This window comes from Amycolatopsis sp. NPDC039088, assembly GCF_055598845.1.
In genome coordinates this window covers 142,865-165,764 of record NZ_JBVKAE010000007.1, presented here as the reverse complement: position 1 = coordinate 165,764, position 22,900 = coordinate 142,865, and the positions used below count along the sequence as shown (strand labels likewise).

The 22,900-nt window shown below is 68.7% G+C and carries 20 protein-coding genes; 4 read left to right on the top strand and 16 right to left on the bottom strand.

Annotation, left to right across the window (positions count from 1 at the left end; all coding sequences use genetic code 11):
* Positions 1 to 13 precede the first annotated feature (13 nt).
* Positions 14 to 1,501 (top strand): HAD-IIIA family hydrolase, encoded by a 1,488-nt coding sequence (locus ACZ7KI_RS11605; RefSeq protein ID WP_470273070.1) that lies wholly within the window; start codon positions 14 to 16, stop codon positions 1,499 to 1,501.
* Positions 1,498 to 2,529, top strand: coding sequence for a glycosyltransferase family 9 protein (locus ACZ7KI_RS11600; RefSeq protein WP_470273069.1), 1,032 nt, complete (start codon positions 1,498 to 1,500; stop codon positions 2,527 to 2,529). The genes ACZ7KI_RS11605 and ACZ7KI_RS11600 overlap by 4 nt, the downstream gene beginning before the upstream one ends.
* Here ACZ7KI_RS11600 and ACZ7KI_RS11595 read toward each other — a convergent pair.
* From ACZ7KI_RS11595 to ACZ7KI_RS11560, 8 genes are all read right to left on the bottom strand, one after another.
* On the bottom strand, positions 2,492 to 3,346 hold the full coding sequence (locus ACZ7KI_RS11595; protein ID WP_470273068.1) for an SDR family oxidoreductase: 855 nt from the start codon (positions 3,344 to 3,346) through the stop codon (positions 2,492 to 2,494). The genes ACZ7KI_RS11600 and ACZ7KI_RS11595 overlap by 38 nt on opposite strands.
* Before the next feature lie 384 nt (positions 3,347 to 3,730).
* Entirely contained in the window at positions 3,731 to 4,744 is a 1,014-nt protein-coding gene (locus ACZ7KI_RS11590) for a TauD/TfdA family dioxygenase (RefSeq protein ID WP_470273067.1), read from the bottom strand.
* Entirely contained in the window at positions 4,741 to 6,171 is a 1,431-nt protein-coding gene (locus ACZ7KI_RS11585) for a cation:proton antiporter domain-containing protein (RefSeq protein WP_470273066.1), read from the bottom strand. The genes ACZ7KI_RS11590 and ACZ7KI_RS11585 overlap by 4 nt, the downstream gene beginning before the upstream one ends.
* Before the next feature lie 9 nt (positions 6,172 to 6,180).
* Positions 6,181 to 7,005 (bottom strand): dimethylargininase, encoded by an 825-nt coding sequence (ddaH, locus tag ACZ7KI_RS11580; protein ID WP_470273065.1) that lies wholly within the window; start codon positions 7,003 to 7,005, stop codon positions 6,181 to 6,183.
* A 5-nt stretch (positions 7,006 to 7,010) separates the two neighbouring features.
* Complete coding sequence (locus ACZ7KI_RS11575) at positions 7,011 to 8,270, bottom strand: ATP-grasp domain-containing protein (RefSeq protein ID WP_470273064.1); 1,260 nt, start codon at positions 8,268 to 8,270, stop codon at positions 7,011 to 7,013.
* Positions 8,267 to 9,424 (bottom strand): NAD(P)/FAD-dependent oxidoreductase, encoded by a 1,158-nt coding sequence (locus ACZ7KI_RS11570; protein WP_470273063.1) that lies wholly within the window; start codon positions 9,422 to 9,424, stop codon positions 8,267 to 8,269. Before ACZ7KI_RS11570 ends, ACZ7KI_RS11575 begins: the two co-directional genes overlap by 4 nt.
* Before the next feature lie 102 nt (positions 9,425 to 9,526).
* Positions 9,527 to 11,095 carry a carbamoyltransferase C-terminal domain-containing protein gene (locus tag ACZ7KI_RS11565; RefSeq protein ID WP_470273062.1) on the bottom strand — a complete coding sequence of 523 codons (1,569 nt, stop codon included), beginning with the start codon at positions 11,093 to 11,095 and terminating at the stop codon, positions 9,527 to 9,529.
* An 87-nt stretch (positions 11,096 to 11,182) separates the two neighbouring features.
* On the bottom strand, positions 11,183 to 12,580 hold the full coding sequence (locus ACZ7KI_RS11560) for an NB-ARC domain-containing protein (RefSeq protein ID WP_470273061.1): 1,398 nt from the start codon (positions 12,578 to 12,580) through the stop codon (positions 11,183 to 11,185).
* A 349-nt stretch (positions 12,581 to 12,929) separates the two neighbouring features.
* Between ACZ7KI_RS11560 and ACZ7KI_RS11555 the strand changes: the two genes are divergently transcribed.
* Together ACZ7KI_RS11555 and ACZ7KI_RS11550 are read left to right on the top strand one after the other, a co-directional pair.
* Positions 12,930 to 13,544: a hypothetical protein gene (locus tag ACZ7KI_RS11555; RefSeq protein WP_470273060.1), complete on the top strand. Its 615-nt coding sequence runs from the start codon at positions 12,930 to 12,932 to the stop codon at positions 13,542 to 13,544.
* Positions 13,528 to 13,878, top strand: a complete 351-nt coding sequence (locus ACZ7KI_RS11550; RefSeq protein WP_044850723.1) for an MmcQ/YjbR family DNA-binding protein — start codon at positions 13,528 to 13,530, stop codon at positions 13,876 to 13,878. Before ACZ7KI_RS11555 ends, ACZ7KI_RS11550 begins: the two co-directional genes overlap by 17 nt.
* 366 nt (positions 13,879 to 14,244) lie before the next feature.
* Here the strand turns inward: ACZ7KI_RS11550 and ACZ7KI_RS11545 are convergent, their stop codons facing one another.
* The 8 genes from ACZ7KI_RS11545 to ACZ7KI_RS11510 are packed head-to-tail and all read right to left on the bottom strand — an operon-like array spanning position 14,245 to position 22,896.
* Entirely contained in the window at positions 14,245 to 14,574 is a 330-nt protein-coding gene (locus tag ACZ7KI_RS11545; RefSeq protein WP_470273059.1) for an avidin-fold protein, read from the bottom strand.
* Positions 14,571 to 15,824 carry a glutamate synthase-related protein gene (locus ACZ7KI_RS11540; RefSeq protein ID WP_470273058.1) on the bottom strand — a complete coding sequence of 418 codons (1,254 nt, stop codon included), beginning with the start codon at positions 15,822 to 15,824 and terminating at the stop codon, positions 14,571 to 14,573. Before ACZ7KI_RS11540 ends, ACZ7KI_RS11545 begins: the two co-directional genes overlap by 4 nt.
* The gene (locus ACZ7KI_RS11535) at positions 15,821 to 16,816 is read right to left on the bottom strand and encodes an asparagine synthetase A (RefSeq protein WP_470273057.1); all 996 of its coding nucleotides are present in this window, start codon (positions 16,814 to 16,816) and stop codon (positions 15,821 to 15,823) included. The genes ACZ7KI_RS11540 and ACZ7KI_RS11535 overlap by 4 nt, the downstream gene beginning before the upstream one ends.
* Positions 16,813 to 18,120 carry a methylaspartate mutase gene (locus ACZ7KI_RS11530; protein ID WP_470273056.1) on the bottom strand — a complete coding sequence of 436 codons (1,308 nt, stop codon included), beginning with the start codon at positions 18,118 to 18,120 and terminating at the stop codon, positions 16,813 to 16,815. Before ACZ7KI_RS11530 ends, ACZ7KI_RS11535 begins: the two co-directional genes overlap by 4 nt.
* Entirely contained in the window at positions 18,117 to 18,581 is a 465-nt protein-coding gene (locus tag ACZ7KI_RS11525) for a cobalamin B12-binding domain-containing protein (RefSeq protein ID WP_470273055.1), read from the bottom strand. Before ACZ7KI_RS11525 ends, ACZ7KI_RS11530 begins: the two co-directional genes overlap by 4 nt.
* Entirely contained in the window at positions 18,578 to 19,858 is a 1,281-nt protein-coding gene (locus ACZ7KI_RS11520) for an ATP-grasp domain-containing protein (protein ID WP_470273054.1), read from the bottom strand. Before ACZ7KI_RS11520 ends, ACZ7KI_RS11525 begins: the two co-directional genes overlap by 4 nt.
* On the bottom strand, positions 19,855 to 21,606 hold the full coding sequence (locus ACZ7KI_RS11515; RefSeq protein ID WP_470273052.1) for an ABC transporter substrate-binding protein: 1,752 nt from the start codon (positions 21,604 to 21,606) through the stop codon (positions 19,855 to 19,857). The genes ACZ7KI_RS11520 and ACZ7KI_RS11515 overlap by 4 nt, the downstream gene beginning before the upstream one ends.
* Before the next feature lie 30 nt (positions 21,607 to 21,636).
* Positions 21,637 to 22,896 carry an MFS transporter gene (locus ACZ7KI_RS11510; protein ID WP_470273051.1) on the bottom strand — a complete coding sequence of 420 codons (1,260 nt, stop codon included), beginning with the start codon at positions 22,894 to 22,896 and terminating at the stop codon, positions 21,637 to 21,639.
* Positions 22,897 to 22,900 lie beyond the last annotated feature (4 nt).

Genomic DNA, 22,900 nt, shown 5'->3' with positions numbered 1-22,900 from the left:
GTATCGGAAGAGGGTGACCCATCTGGATTACACCATCGTCATCCCGACCACCGGCCGGGAGAATCTCCATACGCTCCTGGCCGGTATCGAAGCCGCCGGGGAACCGCGACCGGCGCGGATCATCGTGGCCGACGACCGGCCCGGCGGTGCCGACCTGAAGCCGCCGCCGTGCACGCCGGAGGTCGAGGTGATCCGCACCGGGGGGCGCGGTCCCGCCGCCGCGCGCAACGCCGGATGGCGGCGCGCGACGACGGAGTGGATCGCCTTCCTCGACGACGACGTGCTGGTCGGCTCGGACTGGCCGAGGAAACTCGCCGAGGACCTGCTCCCGCTCGGGCCGGACACCGCGGCGTCACAGGCCCGGCTCGTCGTGCCGCTGCCCCCGGACCGCCGTCCGACCGATGACGAACGCGGGACCGCCGGTCTGGAGACGGCGAGGTGGATCACCGCGGACATGGCCTACCGCCGGACGGTGCTGGCCGAGGTCGGCGGCTTCGACGAACGCTTCCCGCGCGCCTACCGCGAAGACTCGGACCTCGGGTTGAACGTCGCCAAGGCGGGCTACCTCATCGCGAAGGGCGAGCGGGTCACGACCCATCCGCCCAAGCGGTCGGGCCCGCTGGCCAGCCTGCGCGCCCAGCGGGGCAACGCCGACGACGCGCTCATGCGGCGCAAGCACGGTGTCCTCTGGCGACAGCAGACCGCCGCGGGCCACGGACGGCTCGAACGGCACGCCCTGGCCACGGCGAGCGCGGTGGGCGCCGCCGCGCTGTTCGCGGCGGGACGGCGCAAGGCCGCTGCCGCGGCGGCCGGGGTGTGGGCGGGGCTGACCGCCGAGTTCGCCGCCCGCCGGATCGCACCGGGGCCGCTCACGCCCGGCGAGGTCTCGCGCATGCTCGTGACCAGCGTGCTCATCCCGCCCGCGGCCTGCTACCACCGGCTTCGCGGCGAACTGCGCCATCGGCTGTCCCGGCGGCCGCAAGCGGTGCTGTTCGACCGGGACGACACCCTCATCTTCGACGTGCCCTACCTCGACGATCCCGACGGCGTCCGCCCCGTGCCCGGCGCCAAGGAACTCGTGCACAGCGTGCGGAGCGCGGGTATCCGCGTCGGCGTGGTCAGCAACCAGTCCGGCGTGGCGAAAGGCCTGATCACGCCGGAACGGCTGGCCGCGGTGAACGCCCGCGTCGAGGAGGCTCTCGGGCCGTTCGACACCTGGCAGGTCTGCGTGCACGACGACGGCGACGGCTGTACCTGCCGGAAACCCGCGCCCGGAATGGTGCGCCAGGCCGCCGAAGCGCTCGGCGTGGACGTCCGCCGGTGTGTGGTCATCGGCGACACCGGCGCCGACGTCGACGCGGCGCTCGCCGCCGGAGCCCGGGGGATCCTGATCCCGACCGCGCGTACGCGGCCCGAGGAGGTCGTCCGGGCCCGCCGCCGCGCGACCGTCGCCCGCGATCTCGCGGAAGCCGTCCATCTCGCCGTCGCGGGTAGCCGATGAGGGGGACGGTGCTGGTCGCCAGGATGGACAACCTCGGCGACGTACTGCTCGCCGGTCCGTGCGTTCGCGCGGTGGCCGCCGGGGCCGAGCGGGTCGTCCTGCTGACCGGTCCCCGGGGGCGTGCGGCGGGTGAACTGTTGCCCGGTGTCGACGAGGTCATCACCTGGTGCGCGCCCTGGATCGACCCCGAGCCCCCGCCGGTGACCAGTGAGGACGTCGATGGGCTCGTCCAGCGGCTACGCGATCTGTCCCTCGAGGCGGCGCTGGTTCTCACGTCTTTTCATCAATCCCCGCTACCGCTGGCACTGATGCTGCGGATGGCGGGCGTGCCTTGGATCGGGGCGATCTCCGAGGACTATCCGGGTTCCCTGCTGGACCTGCGGCATCACGTGCCCGGTGATCCGCCGGAACCGGTCCGGATGCTCTCACTCGCCCAGCGGGCTGGGTTCTCCTTGCCGGCAGAAGACAACGGCGGCCTCGCGATCCGCGAACCGTTGCCACCGGTGGACCACTTGCTCGAGTACGGGGGTTACGTCGTCGTCCATCCCGCGGCGTCGGTTCCGGCCCGCCAGCCCTCCGCCGGACGTTCCGCCGCGATCGTCCGGGCACTCCAGGACGCCGGGCGGCGCGTCGTCGTCACCGGTTCGCCGTCGGAACGCGGCCTGACCCGGGAAGTCGCCGGGGACGCCCTCGACCTGGGCGGGCGCACGTCGCTTCCCGAGCTGGCGGCCGTGCTCGCCGGCGCGGACGTGGTCGTCGCGCCCAACACCGGAACCGCCCACCTCGCGGCAGCCGTCGCGACGCCGGTGGTCTCCCTGTTCGCCCCGGTCGTCCCCGCGTCGCGCTGGGCACCGTACGGCGTGCCGACCGCGCTGCTGGGCGATCAGCACGCCGCGTGCCGGGACAGCCGGGCCCGGATCTGCCCGGTACCCGGCCATCCCTGTCTGGACGGCGTGCCGCCCGGAGACGTCGTCGAGGCGGTGGAACGGCTCAGCCGGGCGTCGTCTCGCCTCCGAGTGCCGCGATGACCTCGCCGCTGTAGTACGACGAGAGCCGGTTGGAGGCCAGGAAGACGTACGAGGGCGCGAGGTCGTCGGGATGGGCGGCCCGCTCGAACGGAACCTGGAGGCCGAACTTCTCCACCTTCTCGGGCGGGAACGTCGACGGGATCAGCGGGGTCCAGACCGGACCCGGCGCGACACAGTTGATCCGGACGCCGCGGTCGGCCAGTGCCTGCGCCATCGCGTAGGTCCAGGCGTGCACGGCGCCCTTGGTCGCGGAGTAGTCGATGAGGGACTTGTTGCCCCGCAGGCCGTTCACCGAACCGGTGTTGATGATCACCGAGCCCTTGGCCAGATGCGGCAGCGCGGCGTTCGTCACCCGGAAGTAGCTGTGGATGTTCACGTCGAACGTGTGGGTCCACTGTTCGTCGGTGAGTTCTTCCGGGGAGTCGACCGGCCATTGGGTGGCGATGTTGTTGACCAGGATGTCGAGCCCGCCGAGTTCGTTCACGGTCCGGTCGACGATCTCGCGGCACTGCGCCGCCTCGGCCAGATCACCCGGCAGAAGGAGGCATTCGCGGCCCTCGGCCCGTACGCGGTCCTCGGTGTACTTCGCGTCCTCGTGCTCATTGAGGTAGGCGATCGCGACGTCTGCGCCCTCCTTCGCGAAGGCGATCGCGACCGCCCGGCCGATCCCCGAGTCACCGCCGGTGATGAGCGCACGCTTGCCGCTCAGCAGGCCACGGCCCTCGTAATCCTCCATAGAGTCACGGGGCGGCGGGTCCATCTTCGACGTCACGCCCGGCGGGTCCTGCTGCTGCGGCGGTCGTAACTTGTCGGCCATCGGGGCTCCCTCCGGTCGGGTTGTGGATCTTCCCCGAGTGGTTACCCGTGCCGGCGCGGTTCTGAACATGGGCGCGTCTCGTGAGCGGTAATGTCGTGTCTCGGGCGAGACGGTGGGCTGGGTGACGCGGCACCGCACTGGCGTGTTCAGACTCCGCACCCGCGAGTGCGGCATCCAGGCACGCAAGTCACGCCTTAATGAAGTACATGAAGGCCTCCTTCCTTGCGCTGGACGCCAGGGTCCCGGCAAAGTCGCATCACTGCTGCTCGGCTCCACCGTCACCAAGAAACACATCCGACGGTAGTGAAAGCCTCCTTCACTACCCTCAGAGTAGGCAAGGAGGCCTTCACTACTACCACTCACGAGCGGGGCAGCCATCCGGCGTCAGTGCACCCGCCGGTCCTCGGCCGTGCCGCGGTACCTGATCGTCCACAGGCTGCGCCGGATGTAGGTGCGCTGCAGCCACCGGTCCCGCCCGTTGTGCCGCGCGAAGAACTGCGACCGCGCGTGCAGCCCCTTCCGGTTGTTGATCAGCAGCGCCGTCCCGGGCTCCAGCTTGACCTGATGTGCGACCTCGCGGCAGACCCGCTGCAGTTCCTCCAGCGCCTGCTCCGCCGCGACGGTCTCCCCCACCACGCCGTTGGCCGAGACCGACACCTCCGGCGAATCCGACGGCCCGGAGATGATCGGCACGAGGTCGGACAGCACGTCGGCTCCCTTGGCCACGTCGCGCACGTAACTGCCGGGTGCGTTGAGCCGGAACAGGGGACGACGCAGGGTTTCGAGCACCTGCGGGTCGAGCGCGGCGGAGATGTCCCGGCCGTCGGCGTAATAGGTGACGGCCTCCTTGTTCCCGTCCTGCCGCACGCAGTTCAGCACCAGGAAGTCCGGATTGGACACGTCGTACCGGCCGAGGTCGTCGTGCACGATGTCGTTGTGGAAATTCAGGAACACGTGCGAGCTCTGGTTCGTCTGGCTACGCGCCCCCGCCGAGACCGGGACGACGTCGTGCACGAGGCGCCCGCTCTTCTCGGTGGTGAACCCGACCGGCTCGCCGAGCAGCTGGCTCAGTCCCAAAAGGACGGTCTCGGCGACGAACGTCTTCTTGTCCTTGCTGGGTTCCCCGTCGACCGGCGTCTCCGGCAGGTCCGGATCCACCGGCAGGTTGCGCACGACCGCGACGCCGGGGGTGTCGACGTGCCTGCCGAAATCCAGGATCGTCTGCAACTGGTCGATGGGCAGCCGCGAGAAGGCCACCCGCAGCATCGCCAGCGAACGGTCGATGTCCTCGACGGGATTCGCGAAGGTCCGCAATTCGCTTCCGATGGTCTCGCGGACCTCGTCGGCGAGCACGATCTCCGCGAAGGTGCTGACTAGGGTTTCCTGCTTGCTGGTCATGGCGTCCTATCTACTTCCGCCGCCGCTGGACCGGCGGACTTCTCTTCGTCCTTTTCGGACTTCTTCCCGAACCTGGCGATCAGGGCGAGCGCGGGGGCGGTGGCGACCGTCGAGACCAGCGTCATGATCACGAGCATCGCGAACACCGTCGGGCTGATCACCTTCAACTGGAGACCGACGTTGAGCACCACCAGCTCGGTCAGCCCCCGGCAGTTCATCAGCGCCCCGAGCGACAGCGAATCGCGCCAGCCGACGCCGGTCAGCCGCGCGGCGGTGGTGCTGCCGACCCATTTCCCGAACACCGCCACCGCCGTGATCAGCGCGCACCACGCCCACAGGCTCGCCTCGCCCAGCAAGCCGAACTGTGTGCGCAGACCGGTGTAGGCGAAGAAGAGCGGCAACAACAGGGTCACCGTGACACTGCCCAATTTGCCTGCCGCGCGGCTCACCACCGGATCCTTGCGTGGCGCGACCACGCCGAACAGGAACGCGCCGAAGATCGGGTGGATGCCGATCTCCTCCGTCGCCAGCGCCGACAGCATGATCCCCGCGAGCAGGATCGCCAGCACGGCCGTTTCGGGGACCCGCGGCAGCCCTTTCGCGAGCACCGGGCGGACCACGTAGACCATCACCAGGACGAAGACCAGGGTCAGCGCGATGGTGAGGAAGACCTCGGTACCCGATCCACCCTGGCTGATCGCGATCACGACGGCCAACAGACACCACGCCGCGACGTCGTCGACCGCCGCGCAGGTCAGCGCGAGCGCGCCCAGTGTGGTCTTCGCGAGCCCGCGGTCGGTCAAGATCCTTGCCAGCACGGGAAACGCGGTCACGCTCATCGACACCGCGATGAACAACCCGAAGCTCAGGAATCCGACGTCACCGCCGAACACCGGATACAGCCCCAAGGCCAGCACGATGCCCGAGACCATCGGCAGCGCGATGCTCACCTGGCTCACCGTCACCGCGGTGAACCCCCGCCGGCGCACCGCGTCGAGGTCGATCTCCGAGCCGACCAGGAACATGAAGAAGATCAGTCCCAGCTGGGCGAGGATGTTCATGATCGCGACCACGTTGCCGGGGAACAGCCAGGCGAACCCGGCTGGCCAGAGCAACCCGAGCAGGGACGGTCCCAGCAGGACACCGGCGACGATCTCGCCGATGACCGCGGGCTGGCCGAGCCGTCGCGCGGCCAGCCCGGCCAGATGACACGCGGCCAGGATCACCGGAAGCGCGACGAGCAGGCGCGGATACGGATCCGTCCCGCCCGGTGCGGCCGTGGCCGCCGCGGCATGACCCTGGTCGTAAGCCGAGCCGAGCCCGAGCACCACGATCACGACCACGAGCGGGACCGCGACCAGCACGGCGCCTGTCAGTACTCGCCGGACGGTGACCGTCCGGCGGGCCTCCGGCTGCGCGGACTCCATCTGTTCTCCTTATCCCGCACGCAGTTCCAGCGTGCAGCATTTGACGCTGCCGCCCGCCTTGAGCAATTCGGACAGATCCGCGCCGATCGGCTCGAAACCGTGTTCGCGCAGCTGGGCGGTGAGCCCGGTGGCCGCCTGCGGGAGCACGACGTGCTTGCCGTCGGACACGGCGTTGAGGCCGAACACCGCGGCGTCGCGTTCGGAGGCCAGGATCGCGTCGGGGTACAGCTCCTTCAGCACCATGAGACTGTCCTCGGAGAACGCCTCCGGGTAGTACATGACCGTCTCGTCGTCGAGGACGGCGAGCGCGGTGTCGAGGTGGTAGTACCGGGGGTCGATCAGCGTCAGCCCGATCACCGGGCGGCCGAAGAACTCGCGGGACTCGTTGTGCGCCTCCGGATTCGTGCGGAACCCGCTCCCGGCGAGGATCTTCTGCCCGGCGACGAGGTAGTCGCCCTCCCCCTCGTTGACCCACTGCGCCTGCCGCACGTAGCGGTATCCGTTGGCACGGAACCAGTCCAGGTACGCCTCGGACTCGCCACACCGCTGCGTGTGCTGGAACCGCGCGACGAGCACCTGTCCGTCGACCACGGTGGCGCCGTTGGCCGCGAACACCATGTCGGGCAGCCCTGGCAGCGGGTCGAGCAGGTCGACGCGGTGTCCCAGATCGACGTACAGGTCGTGCAGCCACTCCCATTGAGCGACGGCCAGTTCGGTGTAGGTGGGCTTCTTCGGGTCCATCCAGGGGTTGATCGAGTACTCGACGTCGAAGTACGTCGGTCTGACCATCAGGTAGTGCCGTCTGGTGGCTGTACGTGACACGCTTTCCTCCACGCGATCTATTGCTGCTTCTGGGTTTCGCTCAGCTTGACCTCGATCTTCCCGGCCAGGTCGTTCGCGTTGCGCATGGCTTCGTCGAAGGTCGAGCCGAGCGCGCCGATGCCGCCGAAGATGTTGTTCCCGAGCGGCGGTCGCTTGATCAGGTCACCCGGCTTCGCGAAGATCTTGAGGTAGTACAGGGATTCCGACTCGCTCACCGCCGGCGGGACCTCGATCGAGGAGATCACGCCGCCAGGACAGATCAGGCACATCGCGGCGGTGTGCACGCCGGTCGGGTCGAAGTGGTGGACGTCCGGCCGCACGCCGCGGGAGACGTCCATCAGTCCCTTGATCGGGTCGTAGCCCGCCGAAAGCCGTGCCATGTGGTCCAGTCCCCCACCGCCGGGCCGGACGGCGATCTCCAGCAGGTACGGTTTGCCCTGATGGAACCGGACCTCGGCGTGCAACGCGCCGCGGGTGAGTCCCTGCGCCCGCACCCCGGCCGTCACGACGGCATGGACCTCCGCCACCTGTTCGGCGGTGAGTGACGTCGGAGCGTGGTGCACGTCGTCGTCGAAGGTCTCGCCCTCCGACGTGACTCTGTCCACAATGGAACCGAGATAGACCTCGTCGTCCCACGCGAGTGCTTCGATGAGATGCTCGTGACCGTCCAAGAAGGACTCGACGAGCAGGCCGTGCGGGCCGAGGTCCAGCCCTTCGGCCTCCATGTTGTACCAGCTCATGTTGTCGATCCCGGCCCGCGCCTGCTCGTAGCGCTCCCGCATCTTCTCGTCGTCGTCGACACGGAAGACGAAGTTGCTCGCCGCGCCGAGCGTCGGCTTCAGGATCACCGGGTAGCCGAAGTCCTCGGCCGCCCGCAGGGCCGCGTCGATGTCCTCGACGAACCGGAAGTCCGGATGCGCGGCGTCACCTTTCTCGTGTGCCTGCCGCATGATCAGCTTGTTCCGGCTCGTGCGCGCCGCGTCGACGCCGATCCCGGGCAGCCCGAGCGCTTCGGCGACGGCGGCGACCAGGACCACGCCGGATTCCGAGAAGGTGAGCACCCCGTCGAAGGCTTCCTCGGCGTGCCACGCCTTCGCGTGCCGGATCAGGTCGTCGATGTGGTTGCTGCCGGCGATCCGGTAGCGCTCCCCCGGCCAGAGGTCTTCCGTGCCGATGCCGTTGAGGACGTACAGCACGCCGCCGAAGTCCTCGATCTGCTGGTACCGGGGCAGGTAGTAGTAGGAGTTCTGGCTGGCTTCCAGCGCGAGCAGTTTCACGACACACCTCGGAGGGCAGGGCGGGTTGGGTGGACACCGGACGCGCGCACGAGCGGCCGGTCGAGCGGTTCGAGTCCGGTCGGGGCCGGATCCGCGCCGGTCAGGCGCGCGGCGAGGGACCGGGCGATCAGCGGGGCGAACTTGAAGGACGAGCCGCCGCACGCCGCGTAGGACAGGACCCGGTCGCCGAGGACGGCGAGCATCGGGCCGAGGGTGGAACGCCGGGCGAGGTAGTGGCAGTCCCGGGTGTCGATCAGCCAGTCCCGGCGGAAACCGGGGATCAGCGAGCCGAACGTGTCGATCAGGTGTTCTCGCCACCACGACGGCGCGGCACCGCCGCCGACCTCGTCGACCATCCGGCAGGCACTGGCGGCGCTGAGCTTCAACGGCGTCCCGGCGACCGGCGGAACCAGCCACGCGCCACCGGGGGTGCCGAGCGAGGTGATCGCGGGGGTCGCCGCCCACGCGGCGGCGTCGGCGGGCGGCACATCGCAGTAGAGCATCGTCTGCCGGTGCAGTACGAGCTCCCTGGACAGCTCGGGGGCCAGCAGATCGCGCGACCACGGCCCCGCCGCGAGCAGGACCGCGTCACCGCGGAGGAGCTCGCCGTCGGCCAGCCGCACCTCGGCCCGGTCGGCGTCGACCCCGACGACCTTGCGGTGCGGATGGAGTTCGGCGTGCGCGTGCCAGCGCAGCCAACCGGCGCACGCCGCCAATACCCGATCGGCGAGCAGAACCCCGGCGTGGGACTCGAAGACCGCACCCGTGCCGGGGACGAACCCCGCGTGCGGGAAGCGGGCGGCGAGTTCGTCCGCGCCGAACACCTCGGCCTTCGAACCGGCCGCCGTCAGCAGGTCCCGCGCGGCTGTCGCCTGGTCCGCCGGAAGCGCGGTGAGCGCACCGACCTGTTCGTAGAACGCTGTGGTCAGCAGCTGTTCCAGCTCGATCCACGCGTGATGCGCGCTCACGGCGGCCGCCGTGGTGGCCAGGTCGCCGGGATGCAGCGCGCGCAGCACGCGGTGGCGATCGAACGAAGTGGCGCCGGAGAACGGGATGTCGGCCTGGTCGGCGACGATCACCTCGTGCCCGGCCGACACGCACTCGACGGCGGTCAGCAGCGCGATGACGCCACCGCCCGCGAGCACGACTCGCATGGCCATCCCCCTCCGGGACGAAGTTCGAGTGGGCGCGACGGGATGCCCGGACGCCGCCACTGGGAAGGCGGCATCCGGGTCTTGCCCCCGTCGGGCAAGAAATCAGGACTGGCGCGGGGTCACGAACGTGTCGTTGATGACGTAGCCGTCGAGGCCGTACGTCTCCCCGTACTCGATGAGATCACTGGTGCGGTTGAGGAAACCGCGCCCGTTGTTGTTCAGCGAGGTGTTGCACAGCACGCTGAACCCGGTCTGCTCGCGGAACGCCTCGAGCAGATCCGTGATGCCGACGTTGCGTTCCCGCGTCACCGTCTGGGTGCGCGCGGTACCGTCGACGTGTGTGATGGCCTTCAACTCGTCGGAGGTGACGTGGTTGAAGTACAGCATGTACGGATCCTCCACCGAACCGACGAACCACTTCGGCGCGTCCGACTCCAGCGCGATCGGCGCGATCGGGCGGTAGTCCTCTCGGCGCTTGATCTTGTTGAGCCGCACGGTGGTGTCCACGGTGAACGGTGCGGCCAGAATGGACCGGTTGCCCAACGCCCGCGGGCCCATCTCGTACCGGCCCCGCGCCCAGCCGATGATGTTGCCGTCCTTGATGTACTTCGCGACCTCGCTCGCCACCAGCGGCCGCGTCTCGTACTTGGCCGGATCCGGGACGACGTCCTCGACGAAGTTCTCCCCCGCGTAGACGTCCCATTCGATGGTCGCCTGCCCGGTGTAGAACCACTGCGCGTCGATGGCCGTGCCCAGCGCGGAACCGCTGTCGTTCGGGCAAGGCGGCACGAACACCGAGGAGAACAGGCCGCTTTCCCGCCACAACCGGTTCCAGTCGCAGTTCAACCCGCATCCGCCCGAGATCAGCAACGGCAGGCCTTCGGTCAGGTTCTTCGCGGCGTAGTCGTGGAACCGGTTGAAGATCGCCTGCGAGTGCTTGGCCGCCGCGTTGCGATACTCCTGCGACCAGACACCGGCGTTGTACAGATGGGACCAGGACATTTCCTCTTTGGAGAGACCGAGGATGATGCCGTCGCGGTCGAGGATGAAGTCGATGGTCTTCTGCTCGTCGGGGGTGAGCGGGCCGGGTTCGGCGAACCCGGTCAGCGCCATCTGCTTGCCCGCGTCGTTGAACCGGAACTTTCCCTTGCCGAGCGGGAAACCCGGATCCGCCAGCGCGAAGAGATAGGCGTACTTCGCGCCGGGGTCGGTCAGCACGTGCTGCAGGTGAGTGGCCTCACCGCGCTCGTCGATACGGTAGAAGTCCCCGATGTTTCCTTCCCACACCAGGGAGTAGTACGCCTGGCCGGGTGCCGCGGGCGCCATTCCCAGCGAGGTGTAGATGTGCGAGCGCTCGTGGGTCGAGGAGAAGTAGCGCACGTCCTTGCCGAAGAACTTGCCCGCCTCGTCGGAGATCGCACCCTCGCCGACACCGAAGTATCCGGTGCGGGACGGGGGTTCCACCGAGAACTCACCCTTGACCCAGCCGCCGAGCGCCACCACGTCGGGTTGCCTGTCGAGCATCCCCGCCGCTCGCGCCATCAGCTCGCCGGTGATCCGGTCGTAGCGCGGGTAGTTGTCCTTTTCCGACTCCAGCGCGAACAGCAGCTTGCCGTCCTCGATCGCCACGATCCCGCCATCGTGACCCTCTTTCATGGACAGAATCAGCATTGTGTCACCGAATTTCGCTCGCCTTCATTCGTCGACTCATTCAAGCCGCGCCGCCCGTTGACCGGAAGCTCCGCGCGGGGAGAACAATCAACCTTCCGACGAGCTGCCCGGCAGCGTGCGCACGGCCTCGTGCCGAAGCGACTCGAACGCGTTCCTCCGCGCCCGGCGGCCGACCATCGGGACCGCGGCGGCGAGCGGGTTCGGCTCCCGTTGCCGCTCGGCGGCGAACGCGCTGACCAACCGGGAGACCGCGTAGCGGCCGGCGACGGTGGCACGCTGGAGAAGTCCGGCGTCCACCACGGATTCGAGGAGTTCGTCCGCGGTCTCGATCATGATGCCCATCGCCGCAGCGACCCCGATCGACGTCGCCCAGCCCGCCCCGCTCTGCCCGAAGTGATGGATGGCCTCCCGTCCGGCGGGCGAAAGATGTTCGTACGCCGAGGTGAACCGGTCCCGGACGTTGACGTCCCCCACACTGAGGCTGTCCATGAGGCGTGCGCGATCCGCGAGCCGGCCCGCCGTGTACGCGATCGCCCATTCCGGACGCGCGGCGATCTTACGGCCGACGATGTTGACCGCCAGTGGCAGATCGCCGCACAGGTCGGCGATCGCGTCGGTCGCGTCGTGTTCGGCGCGAACCCGGTGCGCGCCGGCGATCCGCCCGATCAACGCCAGCGATTCGTTGCGGGTGAACGTATCCAGCTCGACACGGTTCGTGTCCTCCAGTCCGAGCAGCCGGGCGCGGCTGGTCACCACGACCTGGCTGTGCGTGGCCTGGCCCAGCAGCGGCCGCACCTGACCTTCGTCACTGACGCCCGCGAGCAACACGAACAACCTGCGTTCGGCGAGCAACGACCGGTACAGGCCGATGCGCTGCATCGGGTCGTCGGGCACGAGATGCGCCGGCACCCCGAGCGCGCGCAGGAAACCTCGCACGATCCCGTTGGCCGAGCGGCCGCCGGTTCCGCTGTTGCTCAGATCGGCGTAAAGCTGCCCGTCCGGGAAGTCGGCGGCGACCTCTTCGGCCAGCCGCAAGGCGAAGGCTGTTTTGCCGACCCCGATCGGACCACTGACGACCAGTGGCGCCTTGACCGGGCCGGTGGCCCTGATCATCCGGGTGGCCTCGGCCAGATTCCTTTCCCTGCCGACGAAAGTCCTCGATCCCATCGGCAGCTGGGCCGGACGGGCCAGATGGATGACGCCGGATGCCGGTGTGTGCGGGCCATCCGCCGGAATCTCGGGCGGTGGCGGTGTGGGTGCGCGCTCCTCGCGCGCTTCGACGCCGCCTCCCGTTTGCCCGGCGACGCTCCGCCAACGCCGTTCCCACGCGGCGCGGTCTCCCCCGCACGCGGATACGAACGCCAGTGTCACGGCGAGGGTGGGCAGCCGATGGCCGCTCGCCGCGCTGGACAGCACGGAAGGCGCGAACAGCGCCGTCCTCGCGAGTTCCCGGTAGCTCGGGTTTCCCGCCCGGTTCCGTAACACCCGCAGATCATGAGCGAATGCGGCGATCGGACCAGTGGAACCATCCAACGGTCGCTCAGGTCTGCCCATGCCATCTCCTCCCCTGGATGGGGCAACGCGATCGCGCTGCGTGACCGACATCCTTGTGGCCTTCCTGGCCACAACCCTAAAGGACCAATGAACCATGCAGCAGATACAAATAGGTGACCCAATGTACAAAGTCCAATAGTTGGACGCGGAAATTCACCTGCTTGGTGGCACCGGATAGGGTGCCTCCATGTCCAGCCCCCTCCCGCCTCTCGCGGAACTCCGACGCGCAGCCGAAGTGTTCAACGGGTTCGCGAATGCCGACACGTCTTGGCTTCGACTCATGGAAGCCGTGTCCGATCAAAACGGGCTCTCCGCGATCGACCTGTCACTGGCCGCACATCGCGCAATTCTTCTTCGCTGGTTGAACTCGTGGGGTTGCCGTATCCGGTATCCGCGCGAAGGCGAGCCCGCCCCCTTCGACGACGGGATCCGGACCTGGTGGGAAACCTGGAGCGACGCCCTGCCGGACGGCGAACTCGCGCATTTGACGGACGCGGGGATCGACACGGCCGCGAAGGCGTACGCGGACCTCTCCGGCGTCGTCGTCTCAGCGGGAAAGACGAGGCGCACGCTAGGCCCGACCGCCGCCGCGAAAGCCCTGTACGCGTTGCGATCCAGCACGATCATGCCGTGGGACGCCGCCATCGCGACCACGCTCCATGGCGCGAGGGACGGCGCCGCCTTCGGCAGGCACCTGCGGCTCGGCCGCGAATGGGCCGCCGCCGTGATCGCGGAGGCGGACTCGAACGGCGACGGTATTTCTGCCCTGGTGGGCAGACCGGTGTCGTTGGCGAAGATCCTCGACGAATACCTTTACGTCACCATCACCATGGGCGCCGTGGGTGACTGGGGAACGGACAGCGGAGAATGGTGGAAAAATGGTAACCGGGGATGACGTCAGAAAGATCGCTTCGGAGCTGCCCCGCGCGTATGAGGCACTGGTCCGGGACCGGGTGAAGTTCCGCGTGGGGCGAATCGTGTTCCTTTCGCTCTCACCCGACGAAACCGTGCTGGGATTCGGCTATCCGAAAGAGGAGCGGGAAGCGCTCGTGGCGGGCGAACCGGACAAGTTCATGATGCCGATCGCGTCCGATATGCGCTATCAGTGGGTCCGCGTCCGGCTGTCCGCGATCGATTACGAAGAGTTACGAGAGCTGATCGTCGACTCGTGGCGAATGTGCGTGCCGAAGAAGGTCTGGGCGGAATACCTCGAAAAGAACCCGCGGTGAATTGCGCCTTTCGTCGTCGGCCATTCGGCCTCTTCGGCTGCCCTTTTCGGTCGCGTGAATTCCCTTTCGGCCCGATTCGTCCTCCGGTCCCCGGCCCTCACCGCGGGTCCGGGGACCCCTCATGACACTTCCCGGGACCGAAGCCGCACCCACTCACCCGGGTTCGCGCGAAGGCCCCTTCCCTCAACCGAGCCGCACTGCCAGGCACCCAAGGGTGGCGCCCCCTGCGCCCCTATCGTCCACAAAGGACACCACTCAAGCAGAAATGTCCGATTGACTCCCGTTTGACCGTATATCGCGGTCCGTGAAGGCCTCCTTGAGGGACTCTGGATCCCTCAAGGAGGCCTTCACGCTCACCGAAACCGCCTACTCGACGACCTCTTCGATCGCCGAGATCCCCCGCGAGCCGTGGGCGCCGTACCGCTCCCACACCTCGTTCAGCCGGATCCGCCCGTCCGGCAGGAACTCCGGGGTGTTCGTGCTGTGCCCCGAAATCACCTGCCCGCCGGCCAGCACCATGGTGTAGGCCAGCTCGATCGTCCCGTCCTCGCCGCACTTCCCGGTCAGCGACCCGAGTCGCACGCCGCCGCCGGACAGTTCGGCCCACACCAGGTCGTCCTTCTGCCGGTACAGGGTCACCGGCGCGTCCGGGTCGGTGCTGACCTTCCGGAACCGCTTGCCGTCGTAGTTGATCATGCGTCTTGCTCCTTCGGTCCGGGAGAACCCGGGAACCAGAGATCGTCCGAGGTGAGATCGGTGAGGTCGTACTTCCCGAGCGCGCTGGCGAGCAGCCGCAGTTCGAGTTCGAGGCACCGCACCAGCCGCACGAGTCCTTCGGTCGCGTCCTCGTCGACGGCGAGCAGCGCCGCCCGGCCGAGACCGACCGCGGAAGCGCCCATCGCCAGGCATTTCAGCGCACGGGCCCCTTCCCAGATCCGGCCGGACACCAGCAGCGACGCGTCGTGCTTGCCGACCCGGCGCAGGCATTCCACCAGCGGCAGGCCCACCTGGTCGAGGAACACCGACGGCGCCCAGCCGGTGCCGCCCTCGGCACCGTCCACGGTGACCGCGTCCGCCCCCGCCGCCCAGGCGACCTGTGCCGCCTCACCGACGTCCCGGCCAGGATGCAGTTTCACCCAGGCACGCGCCCGCGGATAGTTGTTGCGCATCAGATGGATCTGCTGGCGCAAGATCTCCCCGGTGAACGTGCCGGGGCTGCTCGAGCGCAGCACCATGGCGGTGTCCGTGCCGAACGCTTCGTCCACTGTGTACTGTTCGGCGACCTCGCCCGCGGCCGTCCGCGAGAGCACGGTCATCCCACCGAGGCCCGGCTTGGCGCCTTGGCCGACCTTCAGTTCGAACGCCAGCCGCCCGCTCTCCAGCAGTTTCGTCGCGGACGGGTCGCTGTAGACGAGGTTCCAGACCTCCGCGTCGGCGTCCTCGGTGCTCTGCTGCACCACGACGCCGCCCAGCCCGTCCGGCACCGCGCCGGCGTACGCGCGGATCCGGCCGAGCAGGCCGTCTTCGGCGCTTTCGCCCATCCGTCCGTAGCCATGCATGGGCACGACGTTCTCGCCGATCACCATCGGCATCCCGAGCCTGCCCGCCTGCTCGCTCGCGGCGATCCCGAGCCCGCTGCCCGCCACCTGCGTGGATCCGAACGCGCACAGGAACACCGGGGACGGCGCCGTGAAGCCGCCGAGGACCGTCGTCAGCCCGACGTCGCCGTAGACCGGTTCGCGCGCGAGGTCGAACATCTTCTCCAGACGCCGCGGGACGAACACCGGCGGCACGATCCGCGCGCGGTCGAGTTCGTCGGTGCCCGAATCGACGTCCGCGCCGAACAACGTGCGGCCGTATCCCCCGACGTCGGGGAAGATCGCCGCACTGCCTTCCCGCGCCCGTGCGCGGATCGCGTCTTCCGGGAGCTGCCGTGCGGTGATCACGGCGCCGCGATCCCCGGCAGCTTCGGGTACGCGTTGGCCTGCCAGACCGCGTCCAGCCCGGCGAGGTACCGCGTCACCCGCTCCAACCCCATGCCGAACCCGGCGCTCGGTGGCAGCCCCTCGCGCGCGAGGTCGAGGTACCAGCCGTACTTCGCCGGGTTCTCCCCCGTCTCCCGCATCCGCTCGATGAGCCGCCGGTACTCGTGCGTGCGCTCACCGCCACTGCACAGTTCGCCGTAGCCGTCCGAGGCGATGAGGTCGAAGTTCCGCAGCACACCCGGTTCGGTGCTCGACTCGCCGTCGGTGAACCCGCGCGATCCCTTGGGGTAGTCGACGATGAAGAACGGCCGGTTCGTCTGCTCGGAGATGATCCGCTCGCCCTGCCAGTCGATCTCCGCGTCGGCGCTCTGCCCGTGCAACAGTCCCTGCAGCCGCGACACCGCCTCGCGATGCGTCATCCGCTCGAAGTCCTCCTCCAGCAACGGCGTGAACGCGTCCTGGTCCCGGCCCAGCCCGGCGAGGTCCATTTTGGACTCCCGTAGCGTGTAGGTGACCACGTGCCGGAGCAGTCCCTGCGCGAGATCCAGGACGTCCTCCCGGCTCGCCCGCGCGACCTCGACGTCGATCTGGGTGAACTCGACCAGATGCCGCCCGGTGGTCGAGGTCTCCAGTGGTTCCAGCCGCACGTTCGGGGCGACGTAGAAGATCTTGTCGAACGCCAGCAACGAAGCCTGTTTGTACAGGATGACGCTGGTCATCATCTTGTACTTGTGTCCGTAGTAGTCGACGTCGACCTGCTTGGCGCCTCGGCAACCCGGATCGGTCACCGGACCGATCAGCGGCGGCTGCAGTTCCACGAAGCCGTTCATGCCGAGATATTCGCGGGTGCCCGCGGTGATGCTGTTCTGGATGCGCAACGCGGCCTGCGTCACCGGCGACGTGAGATGCTCGCGGGTGCCCGGCGGCAGTGCCTGCTCCGGTGTTCCGGTCATGTCCTACTCCCCTGAATTAGTTGAACGGTGTCGATTCCGGGCATCCCGTAGCGCTCGTCGAACGACCGCTCGACGTACCGGAGCGCGTCCAGCAGGTCGCTCGAGGTCATCCGCCGCTCCGACGGCAGGTCGACGAGGTCGCCGAGCGGCATCGCGCCGATCCGCTGCCATTCCAGGCGCCCGCTGGAGTCCAGCCGTCCGCGTGCGCGGCCGGCGTTGTCCGGGTGCAGGCAGAACGGGACGTCCAGCTGGCCTCGTGCGAACGCGGTGACCAGCGCCCGGCCGAGGTCGCCGTCGAGGGAAAGAACGTTGTCCACCAACGCCTTCGCCTGCGCGTGGATCCCGGTGTCACCGAGATGACCGATCCGGGAGACACCCCGCGCGGCCTCGGCGGCGTGTTCGAGGGCGATCACGTTCTCCGCCACGGTCGGCAGCCGGTGCGCTTCGGCGGTGGTCTTCACGATCAGTCTGCTCGCGCCGGTGCGGGCGGCCAGCCGCGCGGACTCCGCGATCAGCGCCAGCGCGCCGCCGGGAGTCCTCGGGTAGACGCCCATGTAGCCGTAGACCACCACGTGCGTCCGCGCGTGCGGCACGTATTCCCTGATCAGGGCGTGCAGCGCGGCGATCGCCTCCTCGTCCTGCCCGGCATGGGTCTGCTGCGCGTAACTGAAGGAAAGGCAGCGCACACCGTGCCGCCAGAAGAACATCCCCTCCAGCACACTCAGCGCGACCAGCAGCGCGGGCGGGCACAGCTGCCCCATCATGCAGCCGCCGAAGGTCTCCAGATGCGGCTCCAGTTCCGGGCTCCTGGCCTCGGCCAGCGTTTCGCAGCAGCGCCGCCAGTTGTCGACGGCCGCCGAGAGCGGCATCCGGCTGTAGGGCAGGCAATACGACACCGGCCCGCCTTCGGTCGCGTGCAGCCCGAAGTCCAGCAGCGTTCGCACGATCCGGCGGGGGTCCGCCGAACCGTGCCGGATCTGCACCGGGAAGTCCTCGGCCAGCACTCCGTCGAGCAACGCCGCCGTGGTGGCGGGCTCGTGGTCGGCGAGCGGGTACCCGTTGAGGTCGGCCCCGGCGGCCAGCGCCGCCCGTGCCGCCTCGCGGTCGCCGACCCTGGTGTAGCTGTCGATCGTGATGGTGCCGACGGTCGCGGCCCGCGCCGCCCTGGTCGCCAGCAGTCCCCCGGTCATCCGCTCCGGATCCGCGAAGCCCATCCGGGGCTGGACGACCAGGTCTCCCCTGGCGTGGTGGCGTTCGACCACCGCGCCGAACGAAAGTCCCCGTCGCGGGGTGAGCACGCTCATCCGGCACCCAGCGGGACACCGGGGGTGCGCACGGACAGCGTGCGCAGGAAGCTGCGGAACGGGCTCAGCCCGCCGGAGTCCTCGAACACCGCGTCGAAGCCGGCCTCCAGCAGCCGGGCGGCGTTGCTCCCCCCGGTGACGTCGAGCTTCCCGCCGATCACGACCGGCGTCGTGACCAGCGCCGGCTGCGCTCGGAAGGCGTCCATCAGCCGGACGCCGTCCTGGCAGCCGTGTCCGTTGAGACTGCTGATCACCACCAGGTCCGGCCGCCGGGTGACGCATTCGCGCACGATCGTCGCGTCCGGGACGCAGGCGCCGAGATTGGTCACCCGGCACCCCAGTTCCTCCAGCAGCAGCTCCAGGTACACCAGGTTCCAGGTGTGCGCGTCGGACGAGAGCCCGGTGACGATCACGTCGAGACCGGCGTCCGGGAGGGCGGGCTGGACGGTTTCGATGCTCATGGCGCGGCGCTCTCCCTCTCCTCGCCGTCCGGCCGCACGTCGATCTCGATCAGCGCGACCGCTTCTTCGGCCAGGCGCGACGCCTCGGCCGGGCTGGCCGCGGTCACCATCAGATCGCCGACGCGGTCCCACGAACTGCGCAGCCCGTCGAACCGGTCACCGGCCGAAACACCGACGTCGCACAGGAACACGCCCTCGGCCTGCGACGCCTTCTCGACACCGCGCACGTCCTCGATGAAGCCGGGTTCGATGGACACGAACCGCACCGCCGCACCGCCTTCGGCCTTGCGCGGCAAGGCGTCCACGACCGGCTCGTCCTTCATCACCGAGAAGTAGGCGCGGTTCAGCTCCACCGGGTAGGCGCGCTGGATCAGCTCGATGATGCCGTCGCCCGCGAACCGGCCGGCGCATTCGACCAGGTACGGGACCCCGTCCGAGACGATCCATTCACAGTGGACGATGCCGGTGCCGAATCCGGTCGCCTCGGTGAGCCGCCGGGTTTCCTCGGTCAGCAACGCGGTCAGCTCGTCCGGGATGTCGGCGGGAACGATATGCGCGAGTTCCACCGGACGCGGCCCGGGGAACAGCCGTTTGCCGGTGACGTTGGCGAACAGCGGTTCGCCGTCCCGCAGCAGCATTTCGACGCTGTACTCGTCGCCGTCGACGAAGCTCTCGGCCAGCATCTTCAGCTCCATCGCGCGGTCCGGGACGAAGACGCCCTCGTCCTGCACGACGCAGTTGGCCCAAGCCTGCTCGGCCTCGGCCGGGTCGGTGATCACCTGGGTGCCCACCGACGCCTGCCGGTTCGCGGGCTTCAGCACGATCTTCCCCGGATGCCGCGCCATGAACTCGCGGACCTGTACCGGGCTTTCGACCCGCGCCGAAGCCGGGTTCGCGATCCCCGCCGCCCGGCTGACCAGGCGCAGCACCCCCTTGTCCCGCAGGATCTGCGCCGCGCCGAAGCCCGCGCCCGGCAGGCCGTAGCGTTCCGCGAGCCGGGCCGCGAACGGCGTCGCGTACTCGGTGAGCGGGACCACCGCGGCCGGATCGAGGTCGTCGTGGACGTGGTAGAACTCGTCCGCCTTGCCGGGGAGGTGGAACTCCCATTCGATCAGGTCCCGCACCAGGGCCGAACCCGCCACCGTCTCCCGCGCGCCGCGTTTGCGGACGACGTCGGGCTCCTCGACGAAGATGACCGTTCCGTCGGGCTGGAAGTCCTTGATGGACGAACCCAGCGCGGCGGCCACGAAGCCGACCAGCAGCACCGGGCGCGTCATGAGGACTCCTCAACGTAGTACCAGTTCTCGGGGTTGATCAGGCCGTACGGGTTGAGCGGGGTGAAGCCGCGCAGGTTCCCGGCGACCTCGAACAGGCGCCGGGGGAACGTCGGCATGAAGATCACCGGGGCCTGGTCGGCGATGTACTCCTGGTACTCGTACAGCGCTTCGAGGTCGTCGGTGGTGACCGTCTTCGCGATCAGCTCGTCGGCCTTGGCGTCGCGGTAGTTGCTGAAGTTGCAGGCGGCCCCGCTCTGGAAGAGGTTCTCGCCGGTCGGGTAGTTGTAGACCCAGCCGCCGCCCCAGCAGGACAGCTCCCACAGCCGTTTCTCACCCGGTCCGTCCTCCGCCACCAGGACCGAACCCATCACCTCTTCCAGGCGGATCTCGATGCCGGCCTTGGCCGCGTCGTCACGGAACTGCGTCATGAGCCGCGCCAGCGACGGCCTTCCTTCCCAATAGCGCAGGGAAAAGCTCAGCTCGGTTCCGGCAGGGATGCCCTCGCCTGCCTCACCGGGCCCGGTGCCGGGCCGCACGCAGACCGCGGGGGAAGCCTCGGTGTCCCAGCCGTTTTCGGCCAGCAGCGTCCGCGCACGTTCCAGGTCGAACGGCCAGAACCCGCCGCGTTCGGTGATCTTCGGCGAGACCAGGTCGCTCTGGGGCAGTACCGGGATCGGCCCGGTCTGGCTCCAGCCGTAGCCCTGGTAGACCTCGCGGGCGCCGTACTCCTGGTCGAAACAGCTCTGCAGTGCCTGCCGCACGTACGGCTGCCTGATCAGGTGGCCGGCGATCGTGGGGTTGGCGAAGTTCACCGCCATGAAGTTGATGTTGAACAGGATCTGCGGTTCCAGCTGGAATCCCTCGCCGAGCGGGTTCGGCCCGCCCCGCGTCGGGTCGCCGTCCGGCTGGACGCCCATGCCCGGTGGCAGGAACCCGACCTGGACGTCACCCGATCGCAGCAGTTCGTACTGCTGCTCGTCCGACGTCGTCGAGACCTGGCGCAACTCGTCCAGGTGCGGCGGGTTGGGGCCGCTGTAGTGCTCGTTCGGGACGAAGGTGATGACACCTTCTTTCGTGTAGCTCTTCAACCGCCACGGTCCATTCACGACACTCCACACCGGACTGTCCGCCCACCGGGTGCGGTGGGTGTTGTCCTCGGCGACGGGATCGCCGTTCTCCGCCATCAGGAACTCGTACACCGCTTCCGCTTGAGCGATGTCGTGGGTCGCGTCGGCGGGCCCGGCCGCGGTGTGGTCCCACGCCTTCGGCATCGGCGTGATCATGGTGAGCTGGTTCAGCAGCACCCAGTTCTTCGAGTACGCCTTGTCGAAGGTGAAGCTCACCTTGTCGTCGGCGACCTTCTCGAAGGACACCAGGTTGTCCGGGAAGTAGCCTTCGCTGTAGGCGCCGAACTTCGGCCCCTTCGTCTTCAGCATGTTCATCCAGAAGATGACGTTGTCCGCGCACACCGTCTCGCCGTTGGACCATTTCCACGGTTTGATCCGGACCGTGCAGGTGCGGCCGGTCTCGTCCCACACCGGCTCTTCGCCGACGCTGAGGTCGTAGTCGATCGCGGGTTCGCCGTCGCGGCCGAGCCAGTAGAGGGGCCGGTACATCAGCATCTGGAACTCGTAGAGGTTCCGGATGCCGAAACGCTCTCCGGGGGTGAACGGGAAGATCACCGCGGGCGGGAACCCGGGAAGGCAGGCCCAGGTCGCCACGCCGCCCTTGATCGGCTTGTCCGTCATGGTTTTCGCTTCCTCCGAATTCGGCCGCGCTCAGGCGGCGGTCGCCTCGAGAACCTCGGCGGGCTGCTTGTTCTCCTGCGCCGACAGCGGTTTCGCCAGGCTGAAGTAGGTGCCGATCACGATCGCGCCCTGCAGGATCGCCAGCCCCCAGAACGCGTGGGGCACGGTGGTCGCGTCCGCCAGTGTGGAGAGACCCACCGTCGCGCCGACGCCGAGCCCGAGGCCGACGGCCTGGGTGCCACCGAAGATCCGGCCGACCCGCTCCTCCGGGCTCGCCCGCATCAGCAGCGTGCGGGCGGCGATCCGGCCCTGGGCGAAGCAGAACCCGGCGAACGGGATCGCCACCATCAGGGCGATGTAGTGCAGCGGCTGGATCGCCAGGCAGATCAGGTTCCCCAGCGTGCCGAGCACGGCGAGGTGGATACCTTTGAACCGTTTGCTGACCTTGCCGTACAGGGCGGCGCCGACGATGAACCCGACCCCGGCCAGCGCGTCGACCACGCCGATCATCCAGGCGCCCTGGTCGAACGTCTGCAGGATCAGCGTCGTCAGGATGACGTTGGCGACCATCAGGCCGATGTTCCCGTTGGCGTACAACAGCGCGAGCCGTTTGATCGGCTGGCGCACCGGCACCTCGACCGGCGCCGACGGGTCCACGGTCACCGGCTCGGTGACGACCGGCGCCTTGACCGGCTTCCGGCCGATCGCGTAGACGAGGACCGCCGAGAGCACGAAGGTCAGCGAGTTGAAGATGAACAGCGGCGTGGCACCGAACCAGATCACCAGGAAACCCGCGAGCGACGAGGCCAGCAGCATGCCGGCGTTGCTCGCCATCTCGAAATGCGAGTTGAATTTCCCGAGCCGTTCGTCGGCGACCCGTTCCTTGATCAGGCCGTTGCTGGCGGGCATGAACAGCGCCGCGGTGCAGGCGAGCATGAAGTTCGCTATGTAGGAGCCCAGGTTCGCCGGGCCGCCGATCCACAGCCATACCGGCAGCGCGAACGCGGTCATCGCGCTGACCAGGTCCGCCGCCACGCAGAGCATCCGCCGATCGACCCGGTCGACCAGCTTGCCGAACATCAGCGCGAGCGCGACCTGCGGGATCGACACCGCGATGAACAGCCAGCCGACCGCCAGGGTGGTCTGCTCGGCGTGGAAGACCAGGATCGCGGCCGCGGTGATCTGGAAGGCGTTGCCCGCCGTGGTGATGAAACCCGCCGGGACGAGCAGGCGTTCGGCGAGCCGGGACCGCCGGACCGCGTCGGCGGAGAGGGTGCTGTCGAGTGACATGGGG

Bases quoted from the DNA above. Each gene is read 5' to 3' on its own strand.
- ACZ7KI_RS11600 (WP_470273069.1), top strand. From the start codon at position 1,498: ATGAGGGGGACGGTGCTGGTCGCCAGGATGGACAACCTCGGCGACGTA.
- ACZ7KI_RS11595 (WP_470273068.1), bottom strand. From the start codon at position 3,346: ATGGCCGACAAGTTACGACCGCCGCAGCAGCAGGACCCGCCGGGCGTG.
- ACZ7KI_RS11590 (WP_470273067.1), bottom strand. From the start codon at position 4,744: ATGACCAGCAAGCAGGAAACCCTAGTCAGCACCTTCGCGGAGATCGTG.
- ACZ7KI_RS11585 (WP_470273066.1), bottom strand. From the start codon at position 6,171: ATGGAGTCCGCGCAGCCGGAGGCCCGCCGGACGGTCACCGTCCGGCGA.
- ACZ7KI_RS11570 (WP_470273063.1), bottom strand. From the start codon at position 9,424: ATGCGAGTCGTGCTCGCGGGCGGTGGCGTCATCGCGCTGCTGACCGCC.
- ACZ7KI_RS11565 (WP_470273062.1), bottom strand. From the start codon at position 11,095: ATGCTGATTCTGTCCATGAAAGAGGGTCACGATGGCGGGATCGTGGCG.
- ACZ7KI_RS11555 (WP_470273060.1), top strand. From the start codon at position 12,930: ATGGAAGCCGTGTCCGATCAAAACGGGCTCTCCGCGATCGACCTGTCA.
- ACZ7KI_RS11550 (WP_044850723.1), top strand. From the start codon at position 13,528: ATGGTAACCGGGGATGACGTCAGAAAGATCGCTTCGGAGCTGCCCCGC.
- ACZ7KI_RS11545 (WP_470273059.1), bottom strand. From the start codon at position 14,574: ATGATCAACTACGACGGCAAGCGGTTCCGGAAGGTCAGCACCGACCCG.
- ACZ7KI_RS11535 (WP_470273057.1), bottom strand. From the start codon at position 16,816: ATGACCGGAACACCGGAGCAGGCACTGCCGCCGGGCACCCGCGAGCAT.
- ACZ7KI_RS11530 (WP_470273056.1), bottom strand. From the start codon at position 18,120: ATGAGCGTGCTCACCCCGCGACGGGGACTTTCGTTCGGCGCGGTGGTC.
- ACZ7KI_RS11525 (WP_470273055.1), bottom strand. From the start codon at position 18,581: ATGAGCATCGAAACCGTCCAGCCCGCCCTCCCGGACGCCGGTCTCGAC.
- ACZ7KI_RS11520 (WP_470273054.1), bottom strand. From the start codon at position 19,858: ATGACGCGCCCGGTGCTGCTGGTCGGCTTCGTGGCCGCCGCGCTGGGT.
- ACZ7KI_RS11515 (WP_470273052.1), bottom strand. From the start codon at position 21,606: ATGACGGACAAGCCGATCAAGGGCGGCGTGGCGACCTGGGCCTGCCTT.
- ACZ7KI_RS11510 (WP_470273051.1), bottom strand. From the start codon at position 22,896: ATGTCACTCGACAGCACCCTCTCCGCCGACGCGGTCCGGCGGTCCCGG.